General features: G+C 64.1%; 12 protein-coding genes and 1 pseudogene. 8 read left to right on the top strand and 5 right to left on the bottom strand.

Going from position 1 to position 10,216, the window contains the following annotated elements; all coding sequences use genetic code 11:
* Positions 1–231, top strand: a pseudogene (locus tag EOA33_RS39010) (hypothetical protein); the annotation flags it as partial.
* Positions 231–734 (top strand): hypothetical protein, encoded by a 504-nt coding sequence (locus EOA33_RS39005; protein ID WP_189347293.1) that lies wholly within the window; start codon positions 231–233, stop codon positions 732–734. The pseudogene EOA33_RS39010 and the gene EOA33_RS39005, both read left to right, overlap by 1 nt.
* 56 nt (positions 735–790) lie before the next feature.
* Here EOA33_RS39005 and EOA33_RS12805 read toward each other — a convergent pair whose 3' ends face one another.
* Entirely contained in the window at positions 791–1,498 is a 708-nt protein-coding gene (locus EOA33_RS12805) for a pyrimidine 5'-nucleotidase (RefSeq protein ID WP_126057189.1), read from the bottom strand.
* A gap of 160 nt (positions 1,499–1,658) precedes the next feature.
* On the opposite strand from EOA33_RS12805, the gene EOA33_RS12800 reads away from it, so the two are divergent.
* From EOA33_RS12800 to EOA33_RS12790, 3 genes are all read left to right on the top strand, one after another.
* On the top strand, positions 1,659–2,420 hold the full coding sequence (locus EOA33_RS12800) for a GGDEF domain-containing protein (RefSeq protein WP_126057188.1): 762 nt from the start codon (positions 1,659–1,661) through the stop codon (positions 2,418–2,420).
* Between the two features lie 194 nt (positions 2,421–2,614).
* Positions 2,615–2,770, top strand: coding sequence for a hypothetical protein (locus EOA33_RS12795; protein ID WP_126057187.1), 156 nt, complete (start codon positions 2,615–2,617; stop codon positions 2,768–2,770).
* Entirely contained in the window at positions 2,767–4,206 is a 1,440-nt protein-coding gene (locus tag EOA33_RS12790; protein WP_126057186.1) for a GMC family oxidoreductase, read from the top strand. Before EOA33_RS12795 ends, EOA33_RS12790 begins: the two co-directional genes overlap by 4 nt.
* Before the next feature lie 140 nt (positions 4,207–4,346).
* On the opposite strand, the gene EOA33_RS39000 is transcribed toward EOA33_RS12790, so the two are convergent.
* A complete protein-coding gene (locus EOA33_RS39000; protein WP_189347290.1) occupies positions 4,347–4,514 on the bottom strand; it encodes a hypothetical protein in 168 nt (55 codons plus the stop codon).
* Between the two features lie 95 nt (positions 4,515–4,609).
* Between EOA33_RS39000 and EOA33_RS12785 the strand changes: the two genes are divergently transcribed.
* On the top strand, positions 4,610–5,101 hold the full coding sequence (locus EOA33_RS12785) for a MarR family transcriptional regulator (RefSeq protein WP_126057185.1): 492 nt from the start codon (positions 4,610–4,612) through the stop codon (positions 5,099–5,101).
* Positions 5,102–5,322: 221 nt separating this feature from the next.
* Here the strand turns inward: EOA33_RS12785 and phhA are convergent, their stop codons facing one another.
* Positions 5,323–6,156, bottom strand: a complete 834-nt coding sequence (phhA, locus tag EOA33_RS12780) for a phenylalanine 4-monooxygenase (protein WP_126057184.1) — start codon at positions 6,154–6,156, stop codon at positions 5,323–5,325.
* A gap of 142 nt (positions 6,157–6,298) precedes the next feature.
* On the opposite strand from phhA, the gene EOA33_RS12775 reads away from it, so the two are divergent.
* Positions 6,299–6,775 carry an Lrp/AsnC family transcriptional regulator gene (locus EOA33_RS12775; protein WP_126057183.1) on the top strand — a complete coding sequence of 159 codons (477 nt, stop codon included), beginning with the start codon at positions 6,299–6,301 and terminating at the stop codon, positions 6,773–6,775.
* A gap of 112 nt (positions 6,776–6,887) precedes the next feature.
* Positions 6,888–8,447: a magnesium-protoporphyrin IX monomethyl ester anaerobic oxidative cyclase gene (gene bchE, locus EOA33_RS12770; RefSeq protein ID WP_126057182.1), complete on the top strand. Its 1,560-nt coding sequence runs from the start codon at positions 6,888–6,890 to the stop codon at positions 8,445–8,447.
* 43 nt (positions 8,448–8,490) lie between these two features.
* On the opposite strand, the gene argB is transcribed toward bchE, so the two are convergent.
* Together argB and EOA33_RS12760 are read right to left on the bottom strand one after the other, a co-directional pair.
* Positions 8,491–9,384 carry an acetylglutamate kinase gene (gene argB / locus EOA33_RS12765; RefSeq protein WP_126057181.1) on the bottom strand — a complete coding sequence of 298 codons (894 nt, stop codon included), beginning with the start codon at positions 9,382–9,384 and terminating at the stop codon, positions 8,491–8,493.
* Positions 9,385–9,486: 102 nt separating this feature from the next.
* Positions 9,487–10,216, bottom strand: a 730-nt coding sequence (locus EOA33_RS12760) for an amidase family protein (protein ID WP_245482323.1), incomplete at its 5' end; no start/stop codon positions are given.

Raw genomic sequence — 10,216 nt, 5'->3', positions numbered from 1 at the left:
GCCTTCAATAGCGGCACCGGCAACGTCGGCGCCTTCAACGGCAACGCCAACACATCGTCGACCAGCGGAAATCACAATGTCGGCGCCTTCAACGGCAACGGCAACACCGGCGAGTATGACGGCACCGGCAACGTCGGCGCCTTCAACGGCAACTTCAACGGCGGCTCCTTCAACGGCAACGGCAACGTTGGGGCCTTCAACGGCAATTTCAATGGCCGGGGAAACCGCTGATGGCCGCGGCGCGACCATCAGTTTGCGTCCGGCACGGCAACCGTCGGGTCGGGGCGAGGCTGTTAACGGGAAGCGGCCTCGCGCTCGGCATGCTGTGCGTCGCCAACGTCGTCGCTGTCGCCTCGATAGCGGACAGGATCGCCGACTTTCCCTTTGGCCGCGGCCATATCGGATTTGCCGATGGCCTGGCCAACAGCGATACCTCGAGCGGTAACGGCAAAGGCGGCAGCTTCAACGGCAACGGCAATTCCGGCAGCTTCAACGGCAACGGGAACGCCGGCAATTTCAACGGCAATGGCAACGCCGGCAGCTTCAATGGCAACGGCAATGGCGGCAGCTTCAACGGCAACGCCAATTGCGGCAATGGCTTCGGCAACGGATTTTCATCCGACGGCAATGGCAATGGGAAGGATGAGGGAGACCCACCTGCCTGGTGCCGCTTCCTGAGGGATCTGAATGGGCGGTTGGGGCTGCCGCCCGGCACAATCCCGGACTTCGACTGACCGGAGCCAGCCGCGCACGCGCTCGGGCGGCATGCACCGTCGATCGGATGACGGCGTCAGGTCCTGACTTCGACGATTGCCGTCAGGAAGCCGGCAAGGTCGTCGGTGACGAAATCGACATCGTCCTCATTGGCCGGGTCGCGTTCCCAGATCTCCGAAAAGGTCGGCTCGAAATTGCGTGGCACCACCAGTACCGTGGTCATGCCCAGCGATTTCGGCACCGAGAGATTGCGGGCCAGATCCTCGAACATCACCGCATTGTGACCGGTGACGGAATGCAGCTCGGCGAACCGTTCATAGGTCTGGCGCGCCGGCTTGGGGTTGAGCCCCGCCGCAACGATATCGAAAATGTCGTCGAAGTGGTCGAGGATGCCGAGCTGTCGCGCGGTGCGCTCGGCATGCCTGCGGTCGCCATTGGTGAAGATGAACTTGCGGCCGGGAAGCTGGCGGATCGCGGCCCCGAGCACTGGATCCGGCACCAGCCAGGAATAGTCGATGTCGTGCACCTTTTCGAGGAAGTCGTCCGGGTCGATGCCGTGACGCGTCATCAGGCCGTTCAGCGTCGTTCCATACTGCTGGTAGAGTTCCTTCTGCAGCTTGCGCGCCTCGTCGCGCGGCAACGTCAGGAGCTCGCCCACATAGGCAGTCATCTTCACGTCGATCTGCGCGAACAGGTTCGAATGGTGCGGATAGAGCGTGTTGTCGAGATCGAACACCCAGTCGGTGACGTGGGCGAAGCGGGCGGGGTCTGGCTGCGTCGTCATGCGCTCCTTATGGCACGAAACAAAATCTCTGGCTGGGATTTATCCACAACTTATGCGCGTCGCTTTCGATGAAATGGCGCGTCGTTTCAAATTTTAGCCATCGCCGAAAGGTCACCTTCAGCGCTTGCTGGCACAGAGGCGGTTCTGTGGGGAGTCAGCGATGAATCGCCTATTTCTGAAGTCCGCCGCCGTTGCTTGCGCTTCGGTAGCCGTCTCGCTTCTGTTGACGCTTATAATCGTCCCCGCATTGGGTCTCTCGGTCAACCGCGCCATATGGCTGACGTCGACGGTCTTCCCGCTGGTGCTTGCCTGGATCGCCAGCGCAACAACCTTCTGGCAGGGCGACAGATTGAAGAGCGCGCATCGCGATCTCGCCCGCGCGCATGCCCAGCTTGCCGCCGCGCACCGGCGCCTGTCGGAAAAGGCGAGCCGCGACGACATGACCGGCATGCTCAACCGCGAAAGCTTCTTTGCCGCACTCGACGGCTCCCGGCGCAAATCCGATCGCGGCGCGCTGCTCATCATCGACGCCGATCACTTCAAGATGATCAATGACAGCTACGGCCATCTGACCGGCGACGAAGCGCTGCTGCTGATCGCCAGCGCCATCGAGCGCGGCGTGCGCAGTGGCGACGTGCTCGGCCGGATCGGTGGCGAGGAATTCGCCGCCTTCCTGGTCGGCGCCACCGCGCAGGAGGCCAAGCGCGTCGCCGAGCGTATTCGCCGCGAGGTCGAGCTGATCCGCTTCCGTCCGGTCGACGAGCGCACCGTGCCGCTCACCGTCTCCATCGGCGGCACCATATGTGGCGAAGGCGTCAACGTCTCCGAGCTTATGCGCGCCGCCGACCAGCGGCTCTACGAGGCGAAGCATCGCGGCCGCAACCTGTCGATCCTCGATCGCGATGTCTCGGAAGCCGCCTGAGATCAATCGGAGCGCACGCTCGCACCGGCACGCGCCTGCGAGGAATTCCTAACCATGTTCGCATGCAACCACGACGTTTACCCGGTTGTGGCAAGGTATCGGCTAGGGTTGGCACGAAACTGGCCTGTCCTGGCCGGCGTGTGCCGTTCGGGGAACGTCATGCGTGGATCGAGGTCCCCATCGAAAGACGTATCATGAGCTTCTTCGTCAAGAGAATGTCGCGCCGCGCAATCGTGCAGGCGCTGATCGCGCTGCCGGCCCTGTCATTGTTCCGCAACCAGCCCGTCGTCGATCCGGACGAGATCGTCGAGGTCAATGGCTGGATCCTGAAGCGGAGCGATCTCGCGTGATCTTCGACAGCTACGAAGCCTTCCGTGCGGCGAATTTCGCCGCCAAGGCCTGCATCCTCGGCTCCGGCCCGGCGGGCACCACGATCGCCAGAAAGCTCGGCGCTGCAGGCATTCCTGTGGTCGTGCTGGAGGCCGGATCGCGCGAATTCAGCGACGAATCGCAGGATTTCTACCGCGGCACCACTGTGGGCGATCCCTATTTCGATCTCGACATCACGCGGCTGCGCTTCATGGGCGGCTCCTCCAATCACTGGGCCGGCTGGTGCCGGGTGCTCGACAGCCAGGATTTCGAGCCCAAGGCCTGGGCGCCGGACACCGGCTGGCCGATCAGCCGCGCCGACATCGAGCCCTATCTGGCGGAAGTCCACGACATCCTCGAGCTGCCCGACTTCCGACCGGATGTGCCAATCTCGGACGACATCCGTTGGGTGCAGCTGATCAAGAGCGGTGCAGTGCGCTTCGGCGAGAAGTTCGCTGACGAGCTGGACAAGAGCAAGAACATCGCCGTGGTGCTCAACACCTATGCCACCGAACTTGCAGGCGACGGCAGGCGGGTGAGCGGCGCCCGGCTGTGGTCGAACGGCCAGGACGCCGGCGTCTTCAGCGCCGACTACTTCATCGTGTGCACCGGCGGGCTGGAGAATTCGCGGCTGCTCCTGTGGTCGAACCAGCGCTCGAATGGCGGCGTGGTGCCGAACGCGGAAGCCCTCGGCCGCTACTGGATGGAGCATCCGACCTTCGAGGGCGGCAACGCCATCCTGGCGGACTATGGCGAGTTCGAGGTCGATGCCGTCAACGAGGCCTTCTTCTCGCCGACGCTCACCGCCATGGAGCGGCTGCAGATCCTGAATTTCGGCATCAGGCTCATCGAGTCGCCCTATCCCAGTGTCAAGCGATTGATCGCCGACCTCGCCTGCACGGCACCCGACATGGCCGAATGGATGTCCGCCAAGCTCAGCCAGCGCCTGCGTTGCGCCGCCCAGCTCTATGTCGCGTGGGAACAGGCGCCGCTGGCCTCGAACCGGATCGCGCTGTCGAAGACCGATGTCGACCACGCCGGCGTGCCGCGCATCGAACTGCACTGGAAGAAGTCCCCGCTGGAACGCCGCACAATTCTCGAAGGCCTCAGGCTGTTCGGCAAGACGCTGGCCGAGAAGAACCTTGGCCGGGTGCGCATCGCCGACTGGATCCTCAATGGCGGGGACTATCCGACGAATGAGGAGACGGCCGGCCACCACCATATGGGCGGCACGCGCATGGGCACCGATGTGACCAAGAGCGTGGTCGATGCCAATTCGAAGGTGCACGGCATGGACAATCTCTATGTCGGCGGCTCCTCGGTGTTCTGCACCTCGGGCGAATGCAATCCCACCACGACCATCACCGCGTTGGCCTGCCGGCTTGGCGATCATCTGAGCAAGATCATCGCCGTCTAGGCAATTCCAGGAAAAGTGCGTCGCGGTTTTCCGTCCGGGAGGAAATCAATCATTCGGAAGAAGCAGGCGGCGCCGGCAACCCGACAGGCCGCCGGCGCCGCCCTGGCGCGCCTTTGGGGGGAATTGTTCCGCCGCCGGGCTTAAAGCCCGTAGACGGCGATGCGCACCAGCACCGCTGCTGCCGCCAACGCGACCAGCAGAATGCCGAGGCCGATCGGCGAACCCCAGCCGTACCATTCCATCGCCAGCTTGGCGTATTTGAACTCCTCTTCGTGCGAGAGGGGAGTCCGCTGCTGAATCATGCTCATTTTCTGCTCCTTGTCGGCGACCGGGCCTTGCCTTGCGCAAGCTGTGGTCGCATATTGCTACTGTACGTCTTAATGTTAGACAATTTGATAGTTAGATGATCGAAATAAAATCGTCAAGCACGAATCGAACCGATATGACGGCCACCATCAGCCAGGCCATCATGCGCTGGCAGGATGCGACCCAGGCCTATGACGAAGCGGTTGGAGCGAGGCTCGGGCTGAATGCGGCGGAGCGCCAATGCCTCGGCCTGCTTTATGGCGGCCCGCAATCGGCGGGCGCGGTGGCGGTGGCGACCGGGCTGACGCCGGCCGCCGTCACCGCTCTGATCGACCGGCTCGAGGCGCGCGGCTTGCTGACGCGCACACGCAGCTTGGAAGACAGGCGCAAGGTGGTGATCGAGGCGACCGATCTGACCCGCGAGCTGTCGGCGCGCTATTATGGCGCGATCGCGCGGGACGGGGAAAGGCTGATCGCAAGCTTCAGCGACGCCGAACTGGCCGCCGTCCAGCGCTTTATCACCGCCGCGCTCGACCTGCAGCGCGAGCAGCTTGCCCGGCTGAAGGCCGAGGCGGCGGATGCCGGCTGATCCCGGCAGCTTGCTGACCCAAGTGGCAGCTTGCTGATGACAAGTGGCCGCAAATACTCGGAGCGGTCCAACCGCCTCATTGGCGACTGAACCGCTCCCTAGGTCGGCTGGGCGACGCCGACTTCAAAGCGCGACGCGCTGAAACGGATTCAGGCGCCGCGCTACAAGCACTTATCTTGATGCATGTCGCCCAAACCGCTGCGCGCTTTGGGCGACATGCACTAGACCGTCGCCGGGTCGAGCGCCGGCTTGCCCTTATGGCGGGCGACGATGCCGGCGAGATCGGCGCTACCGAAGGCATCGCGCAACACGTCGAAGGACGGCAGCACGAAATAGGCGCGCTGGAACTTGTCGATCTCGTAGCCGGTGCGCATCACCGTCTCGAGGTCGAACGGCACGTGGTGGGCGTCCTTGCCCTCGATGGCGAACTGCAATTCGGTGAACGACGACATCAGTCCGGCGCCGAAAGCCTTCACCGGCTGGCCGGGTTCCCGGATCAGCCCATATTCAGCGCTGTACCAGTAGAGGCGGGTGATCATCTCGTCGCCGCCAAGCGCGATCAAGTCCTCCGCCTTCTGGCCATACATCTGCATGAAGTCAGCGAAGACCGGCTGCGTCAGGATCGGCACATGGCCGAAGAAATCGTGGAACATGTCGGGCTCGACGATGTAGTCGAGCTCCTCCTTCGTCCGCAGCCAGTTGGTGACCGGGAAGCGGCGGTTGGCGAGATGGTCGAAGAAGGGCGCGGCCGGGATGAGGCCCGGCACGGCGACGATCTCCCAGCCGGTCAGCTTGCGCAGCTTCTCGCTGATCACGCCGAAATCCGGGATCCGGTCGAGTAGGCCGAGTGCCGCGACGCCGTCGAGATAGGAGCGGTGCGCGAGCTTCTGCGTCAGCTTGGTCTGGCGGTCGCACAGCGTGCGCCACACCGCCTGCTCGTCGGCGCTGTAGTCGTAGCCCTGCGCCACGGTGAAATCGGCACGGCAGACCGAATAGTCGCCGCGCAGCCCCTGCGCCGCGCAGTCGCGGGCGTAATCGGCAACGCTGATCGTCATGGCTGTTCTCCTCGCGAAATCATGACTGGGTCAATTATTTCCGAAGCTTAGCCCGAGACCGCGAGGCAATTCCGCTTTGATCATGGCCTGCTTGCGCAATTCGAGGTAAAAGACGCTATCGAAAGGCTGTTGGAGAGTGAAAATGCCTCAGTTTGACGATTTCGAGATCAAGATGCTCGATATCCTGCAGCGCGACGGACGCAAGCCCGTATCGGAGCTGGCGCAGGAGATCGGCCTGTCGACCACGCCGTGCGCGCGGCGTTTCGAGGCGCTTCAGAGCGCCGGCATCATCAAGGGTTTCGCCGCCGTCCTCAGCCGCCGCGCCGTGGGCCTGATGGTCGAGGTGTTCATCCAGGTGCGGCTCACCAGCCACAGCGACGGCTCGCCGGAAAGCTTCATCGCCGCCGTGCAGCGCATGGACGAGGTGTCCTCCTGCTGGACGATGACCGGCGACCATGATTTCCTGCTGCATGTGATGGTGCCCTCGGTCGACGACCTCAACGCCTTCGTCATGCACCGGCTGATGCGGCTCTCCGGCGTGCGCGACGTGCACACCCAGCTCGTGCTGCAGAACATCAAGGGACCAGGCCACGTGCCGCTCGCGCATCTCAGGCGGTAGCGGCCGGCGCGCCATTCCTGCGGAAAAGCTGCACCGAAACTGCTGAAGCAAGCCAACTCGCCATCCAGATCGACGGTTAGGACCAGCGGATCGCCACCGCAAAGGGTCCGCCATGAAAATCGTGCTGATCAACCCGCCGCACACCGCCATCGGCAGCCGCGTGCCGGACGACCATTTGCCGCCGCTCGGCCTTTTGGCGCTCGGCGGTCCGCTGCTCGACGCAGGCCATGAGGTGCGGCTCGTCGATGCCGAATTCGGGCCAATGCCGCTTCCGACGCTGGTTGACGACGCGCTGCGCGGCGATCCCGACTGCATCCTGATCGGCCATTCCGGTTCGACGTCGGCACATCCGACCGCGTTGCGGATCGCCAGGATGGTCAAGGTACGCTCGCCGCGGACGCTGGTGATCTATGGCGGTGTGTTTCCGACCTACCATTGGCACGACATACTGGCCGCGACCGATGCCTTCGATTTCATCGTGCGCGGCGAAGGCGAGGCGACCATCGTGTCGCTGGTCGAGGCGTTGGACCGGCGCCGGCCGCTCGCCGATGTGGCCGGCATCGCCTATCGCGACGACCTCGACCGTCCTTTCGCCACGCGCCCCGCAGGCACGATCGTCAATCTCGATGCTTATCGTGTCGGCTGGGAGCTGATCGATGTCAGACGCTACAGCTATTGGGGCGGCAAGCGCGCCGTGGTCATGCAATTCTCACGCGGCTGTCCGCATCTGTGCAACTACTGCGGCCAGCGCGGCTTCTGGACCCGCTGGCGCCATCGCGATCCCGTGAAATTCGCGCGCGAGATCGCCTGGCTGCACCGTGAGCATGGCGTCGAGCTGATCAATCTCGCCGACGAGAACCCGACGTCCTCGAAGAGAGCCTGGCGGGCCTTTCTCGAGGCCATGATCGCCGAGAGCGTGCCGGTGCTGATCGTCGGCTCGACCCGCGCCGACGACATCGTGCGCGACGCCGATATCCTGCATCTCTATCGCAAGGCCGGTGTCATCCGCTGGCTGCTCGGCATGGAGAACACCGACGAGGAGACGTTGTCATTGATCCGCAAGGGCGGCAGCACCGCGTCCGACCGCGAGGCGATCCGGCTGCTCAGGCGGCACGGCATCTTATCGATGGCGACGTGGGTGGCCGGATTCGAGGACGAGGGCTTTCACGATCTGTGGCGCGGCTTCCGCCAGCTCATCGCCTACGATCCGGACCAGATCCAGGCGCTCTATGTCACGCCGCACCGTTGGACGCCGTTCTTCCGCATCGCCCGGGATCGCAGGGTGATCCAGACCGATGTCCGGCTTTGGGACTACAAGCACCAGGTGCTGAAGATGACGCGGCTGCAGCCGTGGATGCTGTTCTTCAGCGTCAAGCTGATCGAGCTCGCCGTGCAGTCGCGGCCGAAGGCGCTGGCGCGCGTCCTGTTCCATCGCGATCCCGAGCAGCGCCATTCGATGCGGTGGTACACGAAGATGGGCCGCCGCGTCTGGTTTCGCGAAGTCTGGGGGTTCCTGGTCCGCGACCGCCGCGTGACGGACGGACCGAGCCTCGCCGAATTCTGGGGCGCGCCGCAGGACGCCGAGGAGGAATCGATGATTTTTCAGCGTCCGGCGCCAAGGCCGACGGCTTCGGCTATGGGATCGCTTGAGCAGAAAAAATTAGCCGGCTGATTATAGCGATTGGCCGTTTCTCGGAAACGGCGAACTTGCCGCGTCAGGGCACGATCAGGGTGCCGGCGCCGTGCTCGGTGAACAGCTCCAGCAGCACCGAATGCGGCGTCTTGCCGTTGAGGATGACGACGCCCTCGACGCCGCGCTCGATCGCCTCGATGCAGGTCTCGACCTTCGGGATCATGCCGCCCGACACGGTGCCATCCCTGATCAGCGCCTTGGCCTCTGAGACCGTCAGCTCGTCGATCAGCTTCTTGTTCCTGTCGAGCACGCCGGGCACGTCGGTAAGGAACAAGAGCCGCGAGGCCCTGCAAGCGCCGGCAATCGCCCCGGCGAAGGTGTCGGCATTGATGTTGTAGGTGTGGCCGTCGCGGCCGGGCGCCACCGGCGCCAGCACCGGGATCATTTCGGAGCGGGCGAGCAGGTCGAGCAGCGTGCGGTCGACCTCGACCGGCTCGCCGACGAAACCGAGATCGAGCACCCGCTCGATGTTGGAGTCCGGATCGATCATGGTCTTGCGCGCCTTTTCGGCGAACACCATGTTGCCGTCCTTGCCGCACAGCCCGATCGCCCATTCGCCTTCGGCATTGATCAGCGCCACGATCTCCTTGTTGATCGAGCCGGCCAGCACCATCTCGACGATCTCGACCGTCTTCTGGTCGGTGACGCGCAAGCCCCCCTCGAACTTGGATTCGATGCCCATCTTGTTGAGCATGGCGCCGATCTGCGGTCCACCGCCATGCACGACGATCGGATTGACGCCGGACTGTTTCAGCAATGCGATGTCGCGGGCGAACGCCTTGCCGAGCTCGCTGTCGCCCATGGCATGGCCGCCATATTTCACCACGACCGTCTTGTTCTCGTAGCGCTGCATGTAGGGCAGCGCGCGCGAAAGCAGCGCGGCCTGCATTTCGGCGGTGGCGGCGATATCCGTCATCGGTGCGTTCCCAAGTGGCAAGGATGGCGCGCGTCTTAGCGGGAATTGCCGCAGGCCGCAAACGGCTTTGCTGTCACAATCGTGAAATCGTGCTTCCGTTCTCTAGCCCGGCACCTTGAGCGGCGCCCGCCGCTCCAGCCAGCCCGAAATCTTCTCCATCTGCGCGGCGAAGGACAAAAGCGTCTCCTCGTCGCCCGGGCGCCCCGCCGCCTGGATGCCGAGCGGCAGGCCTGCCTCGGTGACATGGACCGGCAGCGCGATCGACGGCTGGCCGGTGACATTCTGGATCGCCGGCCAATGGGTGAACCACAGGCTCTTGTCCATCAGCTGCCCGAGGAACGACTTGGCCCTGAGCAGCCTGGTCAAATGCAGCTTGTCCAGCAGGTTCTCGATGAACTCGTCGGCGCCCTTCGGGTCCATGGCGCCGCAGGCCAGCGGCGGGTGTGCGATGATCGGCATCAGCACCGCATCGTACTGGGCTGTCTCGGCGATCAGCCGGCGCGACGTGGCATTGAGCCGCTGCAGGATCTCATAGAGTTCGCCGGCCGGGATGATATCGCCGAAGCGGCTCAAGACACGCGTGGCGCGCTCGATGTCGCCGGCAACGGAGCGGCCGACGCGCAGCGCCTCGGCGCGCATCGTGCCGGCCACCGCCGAGGTCACCGTCTTGCAGAAGTCGGCCATGAAATCGCGCCCGATATAGGGCAGGTCGATCTCGTCGACCGTATGACCGCCCTCGCGCGCCAACGCGATAGCCGTGTCCAGCGCTTGCAGCGTCTCGGCCGAAATCGGCAGGCCGAGCGGCGACTTGCGGTAGACGGCGAGCCTGAGC

Origin of the sequence: Mesorhizobium sp. M4A.F.Ca.ET.050.02.1.1 (genome assembly GCF_003997725.1) — a bacterium.
Lineage (GTDB): Bacteria > Pseudomonadota > Alphaproteobacteria > Rhizobiales > Rhizobiaceae > Mesorhizobium.
This window is presented reverse-complemented; position numbering and strand designations above follow the sequence as displayed.

Coding starts and splice junctions, on each gene's coding strand:
- EOA33_RS12800 (WP_126057188.1), top strand. CDS start 1,659: ATGAATCGCCTATTTCTGAAGTCCGCCGCCGTTGCTTGCGCTTCGGTA.
- EOA33_RS12775 (WP_126057183.1), top strand. CDS start 6,299: ATGCCTCAGTTTGACGATTTCGAGATCAAGATGCTCGATATCCTGCAG.
- bchE (WP_126057182.1), top strand. CDS start 6,888: ATGAAAATCGTGCTGATCAACCCGCCGCACACCGCCATCGGCAGCCGC.
- EOA33_RS39005 (WP_189347293.1), top strand. CDS start 231: ATGGCCGCGGCGCGACCATCAGTTTGCGTCCGGCACGGCAACCGTCGG.
- EOA33_RS12795 (WP_126057187.1), top strand. CDS start 2,615: ATGAGCTTCTTCGTCAAGAGAATGTCGCGCCGCGCAATCGTGCAGGCG.
- phhA (WP_126057184.1), bottom strand. CDS start 6,156: ATGACGATCAGCGTTGCCGATTACGCCCGCGACTGCGCGGCGCAGGGG.
- argB (WP_126057181.1), bottom strand. CDS start 9,384: ATGACGGATATCGCCGCCACCGCCGAAATGCAGGCCGCGCTGCTTTCG.
- EOA33_RS39000 (WP_189347290.1), bottom strand. CDS start 4,514: ATGAGCATGATTCAGCAGCGGACTCCCCTCTCGCACGAAGAGGAGTTC.
- EOA33_RS12785 (WP_126057185.1), top strand. CDS start 4,610: ATGATCGAAATAAAATCGTCAAGCACGAATCGAACCGATATGACGGCC.
- EOA33_RS12805 (WP_126057189.1), bottom strand. CDS start 1,498: ATGACGACGCAGCCAGACCCCGCCCGCTTCGCCCACGTCACCGACTGG.